Here is a 17,358-nt window from a genome sequence, read left to right as displayed (position 1 = left end):
TCTATTTTCACTTGTTATAGTTCGTAGAATTTATATTAAAAACAGAATAAGATGAAAATAGAAAAGATTATCGGACGTGAGATTCTCGATTCAAGAGGAAACCCTACAGTAGAAGTTGATGTCATATTGGAGTCAGGCTTTATCGGCCGCGCTTCAGTGCCTTCCGGTGCATCCACCGGCGAGCACGAAGCTTTGGAGCTGCGTGACGGTGACAAAAAACGCTACGGCGGCAAAGGTGTGCTGAAAGCCGTTGACAATATCAACAACATCATTGCTCCCAAATTAATCGGTATGTCGGCTTTGGAACAAATGAGTATCGACCATGCCATGCTGGCACTGGACGGCACGAAGACAAAATCCAATCTGGGCGCCAACGCCATTCTGGGCGTGTCACTTGCCGTAGCCAAAGCGGCGGCGGCCTACCTTGACGTTCCTCTTTATCGTTATATCGGCGGAACAAATACATATGTAATGCCTGTTCCGATGATGAATATCATCAACGGAGGTTCGCACAGCGACGCCCCTATTGCCTTCCAAGAGTTCATGATACGCCCGGTAGGAGCAACTTCCTTCCGCGAAGGTCTGCGCATGGGCGCCGAAGTATTCCATGCTTTGAAGAAAGTGTTGCACGACCGTGGTCTTAGCACCGCCGTCGGCGATGAAGGAGGTTTTGCTCCCGGCTTGGCAGGAACAGAAGATGCTTTGGACTCGATTATTGCCGCCATCAAGGCTGCCGGCTACGAACCGGGCAAGGATGTAATGATTGCCATGGACTGTGCTTCCTCCGAGTTCTACCACGACGGTATTTACGACTACAGCAAATTTGAAGGTGAGAAAGGTAAGAAACGTACTGCCAACGAACAGGTTGATTATCTGGAAGAGCTGATTAACAAATACCCCATCGACTCCATCGAGGACGGCATGAGCGAAAACGACTGGGAAGGCTGGAAAAAACTGACCGACCGTATCGGGAACCGTTGCCAGTTGGTAGGCGATGATTTATTTGTTACCAACGTAGATTTCCTTGCCATGGGCATCGAGAAGGGTTGCGCAAACTCCATACTGATTAAAGTAAATCAAATCGGTTCTTTGACGGAAACACTGAATGCCATCGAAATGGCACACCGCCATGGATACACCACCGTTACTTCCCATCGCTCAGGCGAAACCGAAGATTCCACAATTGCCGACATTGCCGTAGCCACCAACAGCGGACAAATCAAGACCGGTTCTTTAAGCCGTTCGGACCGTATGGCTAAATACAACCAGCTGTTGCGCATCGAAGAAGAATTAGGCAATAACGCTGTGTACGGATACAGAAGAATAAGATAAATGTAGTAAATATGCCATAAAAAAAGAGACATATCTTTGCGGATATGTCTCTTTTTTTGAGCCTCTTGTCGGATTCGAACCAACGACCCCGAGATTACAAATCACGTGCTCTGGCCAACTGAGCTAAAGAGGCAGGCGGGTAAGCTTTCTATATCGCGCCGCTACAACCAACTACCTTTGCTGCGATCAAGCCCTGGAGGATTCGAAGGGAGCTGGCCGTATAGGACTTACCCATGTTTGCGGGTGCAAAGGTAGATAAAAATTTTAAATCTGCAATACCTTACCCCAACTTTTTTCAACTTTAACAAGAATACAGGGTCTACAACCAATATTATTTATAACTTTGCGCCATATTTCTAAGAAAAATGGCAGAAAATAAAGGTTACATGCAATATGCAATGTTGTTCGGCACTTATCTGGGCGGGTATTGGATTTTAAAGTTCATCCTCTTCCCTCTGGGGCTGACAATCCCGTTTTTATCTTTCCTTTTCGTAGGGCTCACGCTATGCGTCCCTTTTATGGGATATTATTATGTGCGGATGTATCGAAATACAGTATGCGGCGGCAGCATCAGCTTCTTGCACGCATGGGTATTTACAGTCTTTATGTATATGTTCGCCGCGCTGCTGACGGCAGTGGCGCACTACATTTATTTCCGCTTCATAGACCACGGTTTTGTTATCAACGCCTATGAATCGCAAATCAATATTCTGAAACAAAGCGGCGTACCGGGCATAGAAGCCTATACAAATATATTTCAAGAAACACTGGACACTGTGAAATCGCTCACTTCCATAGACATCACCATGCAATTGGTGTCATGGAATGTGTTTTGCGGTTCGTTGCTTGCCCTTCCTACCGCCCTGTTTGCTATGAGGCGCAAAAAAGGATGACGGGAAACGGCAGATTCCAGATAAATTCAGGTATAAAGTAAACAGTAAAATCGTAAATAAGCAAATGGATATTTCAGTCGTTGTTCCTTTATATAATGAAGAGGAGTCTCTTCCAGAGTTGTTTGCATGGATTGAACGGGTAATGAAAACCCATAACTTTTCCTACGAGGTTATTTTCGTCAACGACGGAAGTACCGACCGTTCATGGCAAATAATAGAACAATTACAAGCAAAGTCGGACAAAGTGCGGGGGATAAAATTCCGCCGTAATTATGGCAAGTCTCCGGCACTCTATTGCGGGTTTGAACAGGCGCAGGGAGATGTCGTGATAACAATGGACGCCGACCTGCAGGACAGCCCGGATGAGATACCCGAACTGTACCGCATGATTACGGAAGAGGGTTACGACTTGGTATCCGGCTGGAAACAAAAAAGATATGACCCGCTGTCCAAAACCATACCGACAAAACTGTTCAACGCTACGGCACGCAAGGTTTCCGGCATAAAGAACCTGCATGACTTTAATTGCGGACTGAAAGCCTATCGCAAAGACGTCATCAAGAACATAGAGGTATATGGTGAAATGCACCGTTATATTCCTTACCTTGCAAAGAATGCCGGTTTCAAGAAGATTGGCGAGAAAGTGGTACATCATCAGGCACGGAAATTCGGCAAGACTAAGTTCGGCGGATGGAACCGCTTCTTCAACGGATATTTGGATTTGATATCCCTCTGGTTTCTGTCTACTTTCGGCATCAAACCCATGCACTTTTTCGGCATATTGGGTTCACTGATGTTCTTTATCGGATTCGTAGCGGTAGTAATTGTGGGTGCAAGCAAGTTGTATTACATGAATCAGGGTATGCCGTACCGCCTTGTGACAGATTCTCCCTACTTCTACCTGTCACTCACGTCTATGATTATCGGCACACAGCTGTTTGTGGCCGGTTTCCTCGGCGAACTGATATCCCGCAATGCACCGGAACGCAACAAGTATCAAATTGAAAAAATGATTTAACCATGAAAGCATTAGTCAAATTTATCATATTCGGGGCTGTTCTTCTCCCTGTCTTCAGTGTAGTAATGTCCTGTTCGGAAGAAGCCGACTGTTCGATGGCAACACGAGCCATGATGCAATGCTACCTCTATACGCTGGACCCCGAAACCAAGGTCGTGTCCAAAGATACGTTAGACTCGCTGACGGTCACTGCTTTCGGTACGGACTCCATTATCATCAACAACCAGAAGAAGGTGCACGACCTTTCGCTTCCGCTGAGATATACCGAAAATTCCACTGTACTCGTATTTCATTACAGCAAAACCCTGACAGACACTCTTGTAATCCATCAGACCAACACCCCCTACTTCCTGTCGATGGACTGCGGTTATCAAATGAAACAGGCTATAACAGGAGTGGATTACAGCCGTCACAGCCTCGATTCTATTCGCATTGCAAATAAAGAAGCCGGAATTTATGGAACAGAGAATCTTAAACTATTCTATTAGCCTGGCGCTTTGCTTACTGTTGTCCCTTCCGTTACAAGCGCAAAACAGTAACATTTCCGCTCCACCGGCAAACACTCCGCCCAAGACGGAGAAAAAAGAAGCCAAAGAGGAAGTGTACTATCCGCTGTACAACGGTATCTCCGTCAGTGTAGACCTGTGGGGTCCCGGAAGCAAGCTACTCGGAAGTGATTTCTTCAGTAGCGAAGTGGCGGTTGATGTAAATCTCAAGAACCGTTTCTTCCCAATCGTAGAATTAGGATATGGTAATACCGACACTTGGAGCGAGAAAGGCATACATTATAAAACCGGTGCGCCCTATTTCCGTATCGGCATGGACTACAACGCGCTATACAACAAGAAACACGGCCATATGATACTCGTCGGTCTGCGTTATGCGGCAACCGGCTTCAAATACGATGTAGAATCATTGCCAGTGAGCGACCCCGAATACGGAGGCAGCTTAGGCAACCCCAATCTGATAGACGGCATCTGGGGAAACAGCCTGCCCTTCAACTATAAAGGGATGAAGGGCTCGATGCAATGGGCGGAGTTTTGCGTCGGTATACGGGCGCATGTATGGAAAGACCTGTACATGGGCTGGGCATTACGCTTCAAGTTCCGTCTGAGCTCTTCCGTTGCCGAGAATGGCGACCCGTGGTATGTACCGGGCTACGGCAAGTATAACGGAAACACAACGGGTGTCACCTATACAATAACTTATAAACTTCCATTCTAAGACAATGACAGGATTAGAAATCTGGCTACTTGCTATAGGGCTTGCAATGGATTGTTTTGCTGTATCTATAGCCAGCGGCATCATATTGAAACGTGTCCGGCTGCGTCCGATGCTGATAATGGCGCTGGCTTTCGGCTTTTTCCAAGCGCTCATGCCATTGCTTGGCTGGATAGGCGCCAGTTTTTTCAGCCACCTCATCGAGAGTATAGACCATTGGATTGCCTTTGCCATTCTGGCATTTTTGGGCGGGCGCATGGTTAGGGAGTCTTTCAAAGACGAAGAATGCAGACACGAGTTCGACCCTACCAGTTTGAAAGTAGTCGCCGCATTGGCGGTAGCCACCAGTATCGACGCTTTGGCGGTAGGTGTTTCGTTTGCCTTTCTGGGCGTACGCAACTACTCTTCCCTTATGCCCTCCATCGGCATCATAGGATTCGTATCATTTGTCCTGTCGTTTGTAGGGCTGATGTTCGGCATCCGCTTTGGGTGCGGCATTGCCCGCAAGCTGCGTGCAGAGCTTTGGGGCGGCATTATCCTTATCATTATCGGCACGAAGATATTGATAGAACATCTTTGTTTTAGTTGAGAGTTGGAGAGAGGAAAGATTTAAACCGATTTTAATCATTTACTTAGCACTATAATACATTATGGATAAGAAAGCACAACGGAATTTTTTATGGATTGCCTTGCTTGTGTTAGGCACTATCGGAATACTGGCGCGCCACAATCGCACCGCCCCCTACCAAACTACCAGCGGACTGATTTTCGGAACAGTCTACAACATCACCTATCAGTACGACGGTGACTTGAAGGCAGAGATAGAGGCGGAACTCAAGCGGTTCGACGGTTCGTTGTCTCCGTTTAACGATACAGCCACCATTACACGCATCAACCGTAATGAGGACATCGTACCCGACACCTTCTTTACCAACGTATTCCGTCGCAGCATGGAGGTTTCCCAAGAAACCGGAGGCGCATTTGACATCACGGTAGCCCCCTTGGCTAATGCTTGGGGATTCGGCTTCAAGAAAGGAGCGTTTCCCGACTCTGCCATGATAGACAGTTTATTAGACATTACAGGCTATTCGAAAGTTTCATTATCCACCGAAGGAAAAGTTCTTAAACAAGACCCTCGCGTCATGCTTTCGTGCAGTGCAGTAGCCAAAGGATATGCGGTAGATGTCATTGCACAATTGCTGGAAAAGAAAGGAGTTGGCAACTTTATGGTAGATATAGGCGGAGAAGTAGTAGTCCGCGGAGAGAATCCGAAAAAAAGCCTGTGGAGAATCGGCATTAACAAGCCGATAGACGATTCACTTGCAGTAAATCAAGAATTACAGACTGTATTGCAAGTCACTAACGTAGGCATAGCCACCTCCGGTAACTATCGGAACTATTACTACAAAGACGGTAAGAAATATGCCCATACCATAGATCCGCGCACAGGATACCCGGTACAGCACAACATACTGTCGGCAACAGTAGTTGCCCCCGATTGTATGAGTGCCGACGCTTACGCCACTGCCTTCATGGTTATGGGATTGGAGGAAGCCGAACGTTTCGCTGATGCCCACCCCGACCTTGACGCATGTTTTATATATACTGACGAAAAAGGAAAGTTCCAGACGTTCTACACAAAAGGAATGGAAAAATATATGGCAGGAAAATAAAGAGATGAATGTCAAAATGTAAAAGCCCTATCACTCTGTCATTCTGAACATAGTGAAGAATCTCTTCTCTGCATACATAAGAGAGGAGATTCTTCGTCGCAAGCTCCTCTGAATGACAGACTATACCTTAGCGTAAAAATCAAAAGATGTTTTGAGCGAAGCTAATGATAGGGCTTTTACATTTTGACAACCCCCTTTATTTATAAAAGACGAAATACACAGCCAGCACCAAGCAAACAAATGCTGCAAAATGATTCCAGTGCAAACTCTCGCCTTTGAACAGTACCGTGGTAAATATCGTAAAGATAATAAGCGTCACCACCTCCTGAATAACCTTCAGCTGCATCAATGAGAACGGGCCGCCATTGCCGATGAATCCGATGCGGTTGGCGGGAATCTGGAAAGAATACTCCGCAAGCGCAATTCCCCACGAAAAGAGGATAACGGCATAAAGCGGCCAACTGGATATAACTTTCATTTCCTGCAACTTTAAATGCCCGTACCAAGCAAATGTCATAAAGACGTTGGACACAATCAATAGTAAAATGGTATAAAAAGCTTTCATATAGTGGTTAATGATTAGTTATTAGCGATTGGTGATTAAGGACGGTTAAATCTTTCGGGGCAACAACTCTTCCTGTACATTAGTCATGCTTCCCCACAGGCTATACCTCGCCTCCGGATTCATTTCCTCCAACTGATGCAAAACTCCTTTCATCGTGCTCCGGCTCGATTGTGATTCATAAGGGCAATTCTTCTTTTGCTTCCGATAAGCCCTTATCTCCGCCAGTTCCGTCAAGTCCGCTTCGTGCACAAGGCACATCGGCCGGATAATCGTCATGTCGAACTTCTTCATCACCAGTCGCGGCGGCATCGAACTGAATGCGCCCTGATAAGTAATGTTCATCAGCAATGTCTCCAGAATATCATCCATATGATGTCCCAAAGCTATCTTGTTGCATCCTTGTTCCTTGGCTACGGTAAACAGCGCCTTACGCCGATTCCAAGAACACAGGAAGCAAGGTGACTTACGCGTGTCCGTACTTGCGTCAAACTCCGTTTCGTACAGCACAAAAGGCACTCCCCACGATTCGGCATAGTCTCTAAGATAATCCGTATCGCTCTGATAGGGAATATTCCGCATCACCACATGGACAGCGACCACCGAAAATTTCGGTTTAAAAACCCGGGCGCGACGAGCCAATAACTCAACCAATGCCAAGGAATCCTTTCCGCCCGAAAGCCCAATAAGAATCTTGTCACCGTCTTCTATCAGCCCGTATTCCACCACCCCTTTACTGAACCGCTTGTCAATACGCCGCAATGTCTTCTCTTCCTCTGTAAATTGTGCCATAAAAATCAGTTAAAAGTCGGCTGCAAAAGTAACTGAAAAGAATCATTTAAAGAAGAATTAACATAATAGAATTACGGAAGACGGCTTTATTCCCGATAAATTTGTATTTTTGAACTCATTAAAAAGATTTTTAGTATGAAGAATAGATATATACTGTTTTTATTGTTCGGTTTCTTTGGCATACACGCTTCAGCGCAAACCCTTGCACAAGCGAAAGCACTCTATGAAAAAGGGCAATATGAACAAGCGAAGCCCGCTTTTAAGAAATTCGTAAAATCACAGCCTAATAATGGAAGTTATAATCTGTGGTATGGCGTGTGCTGCCTGAATACGGGAGAAGCGGAAGAAGCCATAAAATATTTGGAAACAGCCGTAAAGCGTCGCGCCACCGGCGGACAACTCTATTTGGGGCAGGCCTACAATGACACCTACCGTTTTGAAGAGGCCGTCAATACTTTTGAAGACTACATTGCCGAACTGGAAAAGCGGAAACGCTCCACCACCGAAGCGGAAAAACTTCTGGAAAAGAGCAAGGCAAATCTCCGTATGCTGAAAGGTGTGGAAGAAGTATGCTTCATCGACAGTTTCGTGGTGGACAAGAAAGACTTCCTCAAAGCATACAGAATCAGTCCCGAATCCGGCAAGTTGTTTATGTACGATGTTTACTTTGAAAATTCCAACAGCAAGGGCGGTACTGTGTACGAAACGGAATTAGGAAACAAGATTTATTACAGCGAACTGCAAAAAGACAGTACGTTCAACATCCTGTCGCGCAATAAAATGCTTGATGAATGGGGTAAAGGCAATATGCTGCCGGGCAGTATCAACGAATCCATGAACGCCGGTTATCCGTATGTATTGGCAGACGGCATCACTATCTACTACGCCGCCGACGGTCCGGCATCAATGGGAGGCTACGATATTTTCGTAACGCGCTACAACATGAATACTGACACCTACCTCACTCCGGAGAACGTAGGTATGCCTTTCAACTCTCCCTACAACGACTATATGTATGTCATAGACGAATTCAACAACCTCGGTTGGTTTGCCTCCGACCGTTATCAGCCGGAAGGCAAAGTTTGCATATATGTGTTCGTTCCGACCTCATCCAAACAGGTGTACAACTATGAAAACATGGATAAACCCAAACTGATAAAGCTTGCCCAACTTCATTCCATTAAAGACACTTGGACCGATGAAAACTTAGTAGCCGATGCCCAAAAACGTCTGCAAGAAGTGATGCAAGAAAAGCCGGAAACCAAGAAACGTCATGAGTTTGAATTTGTAATTGACGACAGGCATATTTATCATTATGCCGCCGACTTCCGTTCTCCACAGGCGAAAGCGCAATTCAAAAAGTATCTTCAATTGGAAGAAAGCTACAATCAGCAGCAAAGCAAACTGGAGAATATGCGCGCCCAATATTCGCGTGCCAATCAAAATGAAAAAAGCAAAATGGCTCCGGCCATACTTGATTTAGAGAAACGAGTGCAACAGTTAGCCACCGAAACAGACCGTGCAGCTATCCAAGTACGCAAATTAGAAAAGCAAACCATTAAATAAAATAGCTATGGACATCTTCATTATCGTAGTATTGGTCGTTGCGGCAGTCATACTGTTCCTCGTAGAATTATTCATAGTACCGGGTATCAGCATTGCAGGTTTTCTGGCAGGTGGTTGCATCATTTATGCCAATTACTATGCTTTCGCCAATTTAGGGACAACAGCCGGGGTCATCACACTTGCCATATCCGCCATAGCTTGTGTAGGCTCATTGGTATGGTTTATGCGTTCTAAAACCCTGGATAAGATAGCTTTGAAGAAAAATATCACTTCAAAAGTAGACCGCAGCGCCGAAGAGAGAGTGAAGATAGGTGATACCGGTATTACCACCACCCGTCTCGCCCTCATCGGATATGCCGAAATAAACGGAGACATCGTAGAAGTAAAATCCACAGACGGCTTTCTGAATGAGAAAACTCCTATCATAGTAAATCGCATTACGGACGGAGTAATCCTCGTAGAGAAAGCAGGCAAGTCATAATCATAAATTGATATTCAATAATAGTAACCATTAATAACTAAAAATCATGGATCCAAGCACAATGTATCTCACTGCCTTCATTATTGTAGGCGGTATCATTTTTCTGGTACTGTTTTTCCACTACGTACCATTTTTCCTATGGCTGTCCGCCAAAGTTTCAGGAGTAAACATATCACTGGTCCAGCTATTCCTGATGCGCATCCGTAACGTACCGCCTTACATCATTGTGCCGGGCTTGATTGAAGCGCATAAAGCCGGCCTGAGCAACATCACCCGCGATGAATTGGAAGCACACTACCTTGCCGGCGGACACGTCGAGAAAGTAGTACATGCGTTGGTATCCGCTTCCAAGGCCAATATAGAATTACCTTTCCAAATGGCAACCGCCATTGACCTTGCCGGACGTGATGTGTTCGAGGCAGTCCAGATGTCGGTAAACCCGAAGGTTATTGACACTCCTCCTGTCACTGCAGTGGCAAAAGACGGTATCCAGCTAATTGCCAAAGCCCGTGTCACTGTACGCGCCAATATCCGTCAACTGGTAGGTGGCGCAGGAGAAGACACAATCCTTGCCCGTGTAGGTGAAGGTATCGTATCATCCATCGGTTCTTCCGAGAATCATAAATCTGTTCTGGAAAATCCGGACTCTATCTCGAAACTGGTGCTCCGCAAAGGACTGGATGCCGGTACGGCTTTTGAAATCCTGTCCATTGATATTGCCGACATCGATATAGGTAAGAACATCGGTGCAGCTTTACAGATAGACCAAGCAAATGCCGACAAGAACATCGCTCAGGCAAAAGCGGAAGAACGCCGTGCCATGGCCGTTGCCAGCGAACAGGAAATGAAAGCCAAAGCACAGGAAGCACGTGCCAAAGTAATTGAAGCCGAGGCGGAAGTGCCTAAGGCTATGGCTGAAGCATTCCGTAGCGGCAACTTGGGCATAATGGATTATTATCGCATGAAGAACATCGAGGCCGATACTTCGATGCGCGAAAACATTGCCAAACCGACAACCGGCACATCCAGTCAGCCGTTGAGCAAGTAAACCGGTAAATTCATCAATATAAACGTCGGAACCGGTGAACAGAAACCGGTTACCGGCGTTTTCTCTTTATAAACGAACTTATAATATCCTGTAACATGAAAAAGTATTTTGCATCTTCCGAACTGATAATCAATGAAGACGGTTCCGTTTTCCATTTACATGTAAAGCCCGAATGGCTGGCAGATAAAGTAATCCTTGTGGGTGACCCCGGACGAGTGGCACTGGTTGCCTCCCATTTTGAGAGTAAAGAATGTGAAGTGGAGAGCCGCGAGTTCAAAACGATTACAGGTACATATAAAGGTAAGCGCATTACCGTCGTTTCTACCGGTATCGGTTGTGACAATATCGATATTGTAATGAACGAATTGGATGCCCTTGCCAATATCGACTTCCAAACCCGGGAAGAAAAGTCTCAGTTACGTCAGCTGGAATTGGTGCGTATCGGCACTTGCGGCGGTCTGCAACCTTATACTCCTGTGGGAACTTTTGTTTGCTCCGCCAAATCTATCGGTTTTGACGGCTTGCTGAACTTCTATGCCGGACGTAATTCTGTTTGCGACTTACCTTTCGAACGCGCTTTCCTCAACCACATGGGCTGGACGGGAAATATGTGCGCACCGGCTCCTTACGTGATTGATGCAGATACCGAATTGATAAACCGCATAGCCGGAGATGATATGGTGCGAGGTGTAACCATCGCCGCAGGTGGCTTTTTCGGCCCGCAAGGACGCGAACTTCGTGTACCTCTGGCAGATCCGCATCAAAATGAGAAGATTGAAAAATTCGAATATAACGGCTATAAGGTTACCAATTTTGAAATGGAAAGTTCCGCATTGGCCGGTCTTAGCCGCCTAATGGGACACAAGGCTATGACAGTTTGTATGGTAATAGCCAACCGCTTGATTAAGGAAGCCAATACAGGATATAAAAATACCATTGACCACCTTATCCTTAAAGTGCTCGAACGTATTTAAGCGTCTTGCAGTAAAATCCTGACCGTCTCTTTCAAGCGGTCTAATGAATAAGGTTTTACTACAACCTTATCACATCCCGCCTGATATGCCTGTTGTTTTGCTGTATAGCATGAGTGTTCCGCTATAGCAACAACGGGTATAGCAGCGGAAACTTGTTTCATCTTCTCTATCACTTGCACACCATCCAATTTGGCAAGTTTCAGATTGATTAATACAAAATCAGGCTTGTCATTAAGGAAGCACTCTATGGCCTTCTCCCCATCCCTTGCCCACAACATCTCATAACCTTTTTTAAACAAGCCATCTATCTCATTCCATTTCAACAACACACCCTAATACAATACGCCCCTCTGAGGTATTTTTAATGGCATTGGACATAAAGTTAGAAAGTACCTGGGTCAATCGGTTTCGGTCGGTATTGATAGTGATATCCTCCTTAGGCAGTATTACTTCCAATTGTATCGCATGGGGTATTTTAAGACGATGTACCTTTGCCACCTCCGTCAGTAAAGCCGACAAAGACACCGGACCGAAATGCATCTCAGACCGTCCTGATTCAATGCGGGATAAATCCAATATATCATTGATAAGTTGCAGTAACAAGCCGCTATTTTTCTGAATAATCTCCAAATACTCCTTCTTTTCATTCTCATCTTCAGTCAGAGACACAATTTCAGAGAAACCGACTATTGCATTCAACGGAGTACGGATTTCATGGCTCATATTAGCCAAAAAGAGTGTTTTCATACTATCAGCTTCTTCCGCCTTCCGCTTAGCCTCAATCAGCTCATTCGAACGGCGTACACGATCACTAATATCATGAATCAACGCCAAGACCTTATTGCCTTCAAAGGGTACAATGCGAGCCTGGAAGTAGTAACGTCTCCCGTCCACATCCAACGGATATTCAATCTCCCGCAGTTGATTATCCTCCAAACATTCATGAATATTCTTCAAGAAAAGTTCACTTACCTGTAGAGAATAGATAGAACGAACATCCGCTCCTTTCAGAACTTCCACCGGGTAAAGCAATACTGTACCCGGAGCCATCATCACGTCAATAAGAAAGAATTTGTCATCAAATATAAATATGAATTCGGGGAGCGCCTCTATTATTTTCCGGTTATGTTCGGCAAGACGGGCTATCTCCAACTCTTTTTCGCGTTTGGCAGTCACATTCACTGTATACACCACCAACTTCTGCGGATGTCCATAGTCATTCCGCTGATAAGACAGAAAATGGTCTTCCACCCAAACCACCTCTCCCCGGCTTCCGACAAAACGATATGGAATCTATGCGGTTTTTGTCTCCGACTTCAACATTTTTTCAAACTCCTCCTGATAGGACGGCAAATCATCCGGATGAATAAAATGATAGGATTCCATCATATCCTTAAAATGTATATTCAGTTTATCCAAACCTAATATCAGAAAATAATCATCCGAAAAACTACATCTTCCCGTAGGGATATCATATTCCCACAAAGCTATTTGATGTGCAGTCAGAACAGAAACAATCTTCTGAAAATCTTCCTGTATTGTTTCTCTTTCGTCACTTCTCCAATAGGAGTTATATTCGGCCTCCATAGATGTTTTGTTTGTAGTCATTAATTCATACGAAGTTACGATAAAAGCTAAGAACTTGCATCATTGTAGCTGTTTTTTTATGAAGAAAGCATTATCTTTGCCAAATAAAACAAGCTGGAAATCATGAACCAAGATACTATCTGCGCTATAGCTACCGCCCAGGGAGGGGCTATCGGATGTATTCGTGTCTCCGGACCGGAAGCTATCGAAATCACATCCCGTATTTTTATCCCTGCCGCTACCGATAAAAAGTTAGAGGACAACAAACCTTATACACTCACTTTCGGACGAATTTATGACGATTCTGAAGTTATAGATGAAGTGCTCGTCAGCTTGTTTCGTGCCCCTCATTCCTATACAGGTGAGAATAGTACGGAGATTACTTGTCATGGTTCCGCCTACATTCTGCAGAAAGTATTGCAACTACTAATCAAGAACGGCTGCCGCATGGCCGGTCCGGGTGAATATACCCAACGCGCATTCCTTAATGGCAAAATGGATTTAAGTCAGGCAGAGGCTGTTGCAGACCTAATCGCTTCCTCTTCTGCAGCTACTCACCGTCTCGCCATGAGCCAGATGCGAGGCGGTTTCAGTAAAGAACTTGCCACCCTACGCGATCAACTACTCTATTTCACCTCACTCATCGAACTGGAATTAGACTTTAGCGATCACGAGGAACTGGAATTTGCCGACCGCTCCGAACTTTGTCAGTTAGCGGATAACATCGAAAAAGTGATAACCCGCTTGGTGAACTCCTTCAGTGTAGGTAATGCCATAAAGAATGGGGTTCCGGTAGCCATCATCGGAGAAACAAACGCAGGAAAATCCACGTTACTCAATGTTTTGCTTAATGAAGAAAAAGCTATTGTCAGCGACATTCATGGTACTACGCGCGATGTGATAGAAGATACGGTCAATATCGGTGGCATCACTTTCCGCTTTATTGATACGGCAGGTATTCGGGAGACCAACGATACCATCGAAAATCTTGGTATAGAACGCACTTTTCAAAAGCTGAATCAGGCGGAAATTGTTCTTTGGATGATTGATGCTACGGATGCCCAAGCTCAAATTACACAGTTGTCCAATCAACTCCTTCCCCGCTGTGAAGGGAAACAACTTATCCTCGTTTACAATAAAGTGGATTTAGTGAATAATATGCAGAATACTATTCCTGCCTACTTTCCTGATAGTGTAAAATCAATCACCCTATCTGCAAAAAAAAGAGAACATATAGAAGAACTTCAACAGATGCTAATAACATCCGCCCATCTCCCTGCAATTACTCAAAATGATGTCATAGTAACAAATGTCCGTCACTATGAAGCATTAAACAATGCACTGGAAGCCATTCATCGAGTTCAAAAAGGTCTGGCAAATAATATTTCCGGAGATTTCGTATCACAAGATATTCGGGAGTGTATTTTTCATTTGAGTGATATTGCGGGAGAGGTAACGAATGATATGGTATTACAAAATATATTTCAGCATTTCTGCATTGGAAAATAACACATTACACCAACTACATTAGCAAACAGTCCATCAAACATAGAGGTTAGAAAAGCATATATATGCTTTTCTAACCTCTATGTTATCTCCGATATTTCACCGATAATGAAACTTTTACAATAGATTCAAGTAATTATAATTAAGTTACAGCTATTTTGTCTCATTCCGAACTCTTTCCATAAACAAAAAAACATGAGGAAGAACAACTGGTATCATTTCTCCATGCCCTTTATTTACCTCCATATACTCCACCTCATAGTTCTTTTCAGACATATATTTATAAATCAACCGGCTACTTTTACTTGCCGACTTAGAGCCTTCAGATATAAAGACCGGTATATTGCTAATACTATCCCAAGGATATCCATGCTCAAGCACAAAAGGACCAGACATCGGAGCTAATCCTTTCCAATAATTAGAGTATTTTGCACCTAAATACCAAGTACCTCCAGCTCCCATAGAGTGTCCTGTTAAAAACATATTTTTTTTATCTATTGGATATTCGGCAAGAATCAATTCCAACACATTAATAATATCTTTCTCACTTAATATTTGTTCTTCCTTAGAATACATTTTATTTCTCCCTGCAGCAATTATCTTAGAGCTTTCTTCTGTTTCACCAAATACAGCTGGTAACAACAGATTATTGCCATAAGCTGCATGACAACCCAATGGAGAAACCAATAAGTATCCATATTTTTCGGCTAACTTGATGAGTTGTCTATCATTAGCATCTACATATGAATTTTCATCATTCCACCCACCATGCAAAAACATTACTAACGGTAAATCACTTTTGCCATCCCAATTTTGAGGCACATATAACCTATATGGCATATTTTCATTGGCCTCTTTAAAAAAATAATTTCGATGTTGGTCTCCTTTTGCTCTCCAATATCTAACCTGTGGGTCTATTATGGACAGAGCATTTTTCCGAGCGGCTTCAATTTGAGACTTTGCATCCAGCGCTGTCCCAAAAGAAATTAAAGGAGTACACTCTTCTTGGGCTAAACAATAATTAGCTCCTATGATAGCAATTAGCAATTGTACAAATATCTTCTTCATTTTTTAATACCTTTATTTATTCATCTCATTTCCTTGCAAATTCTTATTATTATTTAGCTCTTGTTGTGGAAATGGATAGTACATAGCTTTTTCTGTCCAACCCAAATCTTTTATAGATTCCAGCCATTTCTCATCTGCCATTCCCCACCTCAACAGATCAAAATAACGTAAATACTCACCACAAAATTCAACATATCTTTCGTGCACAATCAAATTTTTGACATTATTCATTGGAACTCCATTTATTACACTTCCTGAAGCTAAAAGAGTTTCAACGTCCGGAATAGTTCCAGGAGAGTGTTGATACCACAAATGTGGCTGTTCAGAGGGTACTATATTATTTGCACGTGATCGTACAACTTGAATCCAATATTTAGGGCCATTTGGATCTGTTATCGCCAGATTATCATGCCCTGCCTCATGTAAGCATTCTGCATACATAAGCAATATATCTGCATAACGCATCAACCTTTCATTATGCTCATTTGCAATATTCCCAATTTGATAATCTAAACAATACTTACGTGTACCATAAAGTGAAACTTCCACCGGGTAATGTCCATACATATATTCCCAATCAGCTACATTACCATTTAGTTCTGTATAATAAGCACCTTCAGGGCACCATAGGGTCATAAATTTTCTCGGGTCACCTTCCTCAAATTCGTTGTAAGTACGCTGATTCGGAGCTAATTGCCACCAAGCACTCCCTGTTCCGCTAGGAACACCTATCATTTGCCACCGTAAGGAATAGGATTGTTCAAAAAAATCTGCTCCTAATAACATTTGCACTTCAAATATTGATTCTTTATTATTTTCATTATTTCCTACTGAATTATCCCGGAAATTGTCCACAAGCTCGTATTCATTACTATCAATTATTTCCTTCAACACTTTTTCTGCTTTACTAAATTCGGCAGTGGAGCCTTTCTCTAATAAAGGACGATACAGATATGCCCTAGCTAAGTATCCTTGTGCAGCTCCCTTAGTTGCCCTACCAATATATGACTCATTTTCATATAACTTACTACGAACCGGCAAAAGTTCAGCCGCTTTAGAGAAATTATCTATGATAAATGCATATATTTCACCCCGTTGGGCATTTCCTTTGTAATAGTCACTGGCATCAGTTACCGAATGATCATACAGGGGAACCGTTTCTCCAAACAACATACACAGATGCATATAATGTAATCCTCTCAGAAAATAGGCTTCACCCAACATTCTATCCCTAATACTCTCCTGAATATCACCAGTATAATTTTCTATTTTCTCTATTGCCAAATTTGCAGCATATACTCCTGAAAAGAAATCTTTCCATGAATTTAAAATAGTAGCATCATACGCAGGAGTAGTATATGTATCTTGAAAAATAGTATTAGATGGTGTTGCATCAAAATCATCACCCGGAGCCAACTGATTATTGAATGCGCCTACAGCATAGCCTCCCTGTGACACTCCGAACAAAGCCTGATAGGCAGGTATAATAGCTGCTTCTAATTGTTCTATTTTTGTATAATATGTCTCCGTCGATACTTCTTCAGGATTATTCAAATCCATATTTGGCACACATGCAGTTGCCCCAACCATTGTAGTTACTAACAAAGTATATATTTTAAGAAATTGTTTCATATCGA

16 protein-coding genes, 1 tRNA gene and 1 pseudogene are annotated in these 17,358 nt (G+C 43.6%); 12 read left to right on the top strand and 6 right to left on the bottom strand.

All coding sequences use genetic code 11. The features are described 5' to 3' along the window. Window positions 1-51 precede the first annotated feature (51 nt). On the top strand, window positions 52-1,332 hold the full coding sequence (gene eno / locus KG118_RS12650) for a phosphopyruvate hydratase (RefSeq protein ID WP_117710662.1): 1,281 nt from the start codon (window positions 52-54) through the stop codon (window positions 1,330-1,332). Between the two features lie 59 nt (window positions 1,333-1,391). On the opposite strand, the gene KG118_RS12645 is transcribed toward eno, so the two are convergent. Beyond that, a tRNA-Thr gene (locus KG118_RS12645) sits at window positions 1,392-1,465 on the bottom strand. Between the two features lie 232 nt (window positions 1,466-1,697). Between KG118_RS12645 and KG118_RS12640 the strand changes: the two genes are divergently transcribed. From KG118_RS12640 to KG118_RS12615, 6 genes are all read left to right on the top strand, one after another. After that, window positions 1,698-2,225, top strand: coding sequence for a DUF4199 domain-containing protein (locus tag KG118_RS12640; protein ID WP_117710663.1), 528 nt, complete (start codon window positions 1,698-1,700; stop codon window positions 2,223-2,225). A gap of 64 nt (window positions 2,226-2,289) precedes the next feature. Further along, entirely contained in the window at window positions 2,290-3,243 is a 954-nt protein-coding gene (locus KG118_RS12635) for a glycosyltransferase family 2 protein (RefSeq protein ID WP_117710664.1), read from the top strand. Between the two features lie 2 nt (window positions 3,244-3,245). Beyond that, entirely contained in the window at window positions 3,246-3,731 is a 486-nt protein-coding gene (locus KG118_RS12630; protein ID WP_117710665.1) for a DUF6452 family protein, read from the top strand. Next, the gene (locus KG118_RS12625; RefSeq protein WP_117710666.1) at window positions 3,700-4,467 is read left to right on the top strand and encodes a DUF6048 family protein; all 768 of its coding nucleotides are present in this window, start codon (window positions 3,700-3,702) and stop codon (window positions 4,465-4,467) included. The genes KG118_RS12630 and KG118_RS12625 overlap by 32 nt, the downstream gene beginning before the upstream one ends. 4 nt (window positions 4,468-4,471) lie before the next feature. Then, on the top strand, window positions 4,472-5,053 hold the full coding sequence (locus tag KG118_RS12620; RefSeq protein WP_117710667.1) for a manganese efflux pump MntP: 582 nt from the start codon (window positions 4,472-4,474) through the stop codon (window positions 5,051-5,053). A 61-nt stretch (window positions 5,054-5,114) separates the two neighbouring features. Next, the gene (locus tag KG118_RS12615; protein WP_117710668.1) at window positions 5,115-6,137 is read left to right on the top strand and encodes an FAD:protein FMN transferase; all 1,023 of its coding nucleotides are present in this window, start codon (window positions 5,115-5,117) and stop codon (window positions 6,135-6,137) included. Window positions 6,138-6,333: 196 nt separating this feature from the next. Here the strand turns inward: KG118_RS12615 and KG118_RS12610 are convergent, their stop codons facing one another. Both KG118_RS12610 and KG118_RS12605 read right to left on the bottom strand, forming a co-directional pair. Continuing rightward, a complete protein-coding gene (locus KG118_RS12610) occupies window positions 6,334-6,702 on the bottom strand; it encodes a DMT family protein (protein ID WP_117710669.1) in 369 nt (122 codons plus the stop codon). Between the two features lie 45 nt (window positions 6,703-6,747). Then, the gene (locus KG118_RS12605) at window positions 6,748-7,491 is read right to left on the bottom strand and encodes an ATP-binding protein (protein WP_117710670.1); all 744 of its coding nucleotides are present in this window, start codon (window positions 7,489-7,491) and stop codon (window positions 6,748-6,750) included. A 135-nt stretch (window positions 7,492-7,626) separates the two neighbouring features. On the opposite strand from KG118_RS12605, the gene KG118_RS12600 reads away from it, so the two are divergent. The 4 genes from KG118_RS12600 to KG118_RS12585 all read left to right on the top strand — a co-directional run bounded on the left by KG118_RS12600 (window position 7,627) and on the right by KG118_RS12585 (window position 11,560). After that, window positions 7,627-9,057 carry a tetratricopeptide repeat protein gene (locus tag KG118_RS12600; RefSeq protein ID WP_117710671.1) on the top strand — a complete coding sequence of 477 codons (1,431 nt, stop codon included), beginning with the start codon at window positions 7,627-7,629 and terminating at the stop codon, window positions 9,055-9,057. 7 nt (window positions 9,058-9,064) lie between these two features. Next, window positions 9,065-9,538: an NfeD family protein gene (locus tag KG118_RS12595; protein WP_117710672.1), complete on the top strand. Its 474-nt coding sequence runs from the start codon at window positions 9,065-9,067 to the stop codon at window positions 9,536-9,538. 46 nt (window positions 9,539-9,584) lie between these two features. Then, window positions 9,585-10,586 (top strand): flotillin-like protein FloA, encoded by a 1,002-nt coding sequence (gene floA / locus KG118_RS12590; protein WP_117710673.1) that lies wholly within the window; start codon window positions 9,585-9,587, stop codon window positions 10,584-10,586. Between the two features lie 95 nt (window positions 10,587-10,681). Further along, the gene (locus tag KG118_RS12585) at window positions 10,682-11,560 is read left to right on the top strand and encodes a nucleoside phosphorylase (RefSeq protein WP_117710674.1); all 879 of its coding nucleotides are present in this window, start codon (window positions 10,682-10,684) and stop codon (window positions 11,558-11,560) included. Here the strand turns inward: KG118_RS12585 and KG118_RS12580 are convergent. Further along, window positions 11,557-13,147: pseudogene (locus tag KG118_RS12580) on the bottom strand (histidine kinase dimerization/phospho-acceptor domain-containing protein). The gene KG118_RS12585 and the pseudogene KG118_RS12580 overlap by 4 nt on opposite strands. A gap of 123 nt (window positions 13,148-13,270) precedes the next feature. Here KG118_RS12580 and mnmE point away from each other — a divergent pair. Beyond that, complete coding sequence (gene mnmE / locus KG118_RS12575) at window positions 13,271-14,656, top strand: tRNA uridine-5-carboxymethylaminomethyl(34) synthesis GTPase MnmE (protein ID WP_117710675.1); 1,386 nt, start codon at window positions 13,271-13,273, stop codon at window positions 14,654-14,656. Between the two features lie 150 nt (window positions 14,657-14,806). Here the strand turns inward: mnmE and KG118_RS12570 are convergent, their stop codons facing one another. Together KG118_RS12570 and KG118_RS12565 are read right to left on the bottom strand one after the other, a co-directional pair. Continuing rightward, window positions 14,807-15,721: a carboxylesterase family protein gene (locus KG118_RS12570; RefSeq protein WP_117710693.1), complete on the bottom strand. Its 915-nt coding sequence runs from the start codon at window positions 15,719-15,721 to the stop codon at window positions 14,807-14,809. A gap of 12 nt (window positions 15,722-15,733) precedes the next feature. Continuing rightward, complete coding sequence (locus KG118_RS12565; protein ID WP_233514850.1) at window positions 15,734-17,353, bottom strand: RagB/SusD family nutrient uptake outer membrane protein; 1,620 nt, start codon at window positions 17,351-17,353, stop codon at window positions 15,734-15,736. Between the last annotated feature and the right edge of the window lie 5 nt (window positions 17,354-17,358).

The sequence above is a fragment of the Bacteroides propionicigenes genome (assembly GCF_018390535.1).
Classification (GTDB): Bacteria; Bacteroidota; Bacteroidia; order Bacteroidales; family Bacteroidaceae; genus Bacteroides; species Bacteroides propionicigenes.
The sequence above is the reverse complement of the archived record's forward strand: the minus strand, read 5'-3'. Positions and strand labels throughout refer to the sequence as shown.

Coding starts and splice junctions, on each gene's coding strand:
- eno (WP_117710662.1), top strand. CDS start 52: ATGAAAATAGAAAAGATTATCGGACGTGAGATTCTCGATTCAAGAGGA.
- KG118_RS12610 (WP_117710669.1), bottom strand. CDS start 6,702: ATGAAAGCTTTTTATACCATTTTACTATTGATTGTGTCCAACGTCTTT.
- KG118_RS12605 (WP_117710670.1), bottom strand. CDS start 7,491: ATGGCACAATTTACAGAGGAAGAGAAGACATTGCGGCGTATTGACAAG.
- KG118_RS12630 (WP_117710665.1), top strand. CDS start 3,246: ATGAAAGCATTAGTCAAATTTATCATATTCGGGGCTGTTCTTCTCCCT.
- KG118_RS12615 (WP_117710668.1), top strand. CDS start 5,115: ATGGATAAGAAAGCACAACGGAATTTTTTATGGATTGCCTTGCTTGTG.
- KG118_RS12640 (WP_117710663.1), top strand. CDS start 1,698: ATGGCAGAAAATAAAGGTTACATGCAATATGCAATGTTGTTCGGCACT.
- KG118_RS12625 (WP_117710666.1), top strand. CDS start 3,700: ATGGAACAGAGAATCTTAAACTATTCTATTAGCCTGGCGCTTTGCTTA.
- KG118_RS12585 (WP_117710674.1), top strand. CDS start 10,682: ATGAAAAAGTATTTTGCATCTTCCGAACTGATAATCAATGAAGACGGT.
- KG118_RS12570 (WP_117710693.1), bottom strand. CDS start 15,721: ATGAAGAAGATATTTGTACAATTGCTAATTGCTATCATAGGAGCTAAT.
- floA (WP_117710673.1), top strand. CDS start 9,585: ATGGATCCAAGCACAATGTATCTCACTGCCTTCATTATTGTAGGCGGT.
- KG118_RS12635 (WP_117710664.1), top strand. CDS start 2,290: ATGGATATTTCAGTCGTTGTTCCTTTATATAATGAAGAGGAGTCTCTT.
- KG118_RS12565 (WP_233514850.1), bottom strand. CDS start 17,353: ATGAAACAATTTCTTAAAATATATACTTTGTTAGTAACTACAATGGTT.
- mnmE (WP_117710675.1), top strand. CDS start 13,271: ATGAACCAAGATACTATCTGCGCTATAGCTACCGCCCAGGGAGGGGCT.
- KG118_RS12600 (WP_117710671.1), top strand. CDS start 7,627: ATGAAGAATAGATATATACTGTTTTTATTGTTCGGTTTCTTTGGCATA.
- KG118_RS12620 (WP_117710667.1), top strand. CDS start 4,472: ATGACAGGATTAGAAATCTGGCTACTTGCTATAGGGCTTGCAATGGAT.
- KG118_RS12595 (WP_117710672.1), top strand. CDS start 9,065: ATGGACATCTTCATTATCGTAGTATTGGTCGTTGCGGCAGTCATACTG.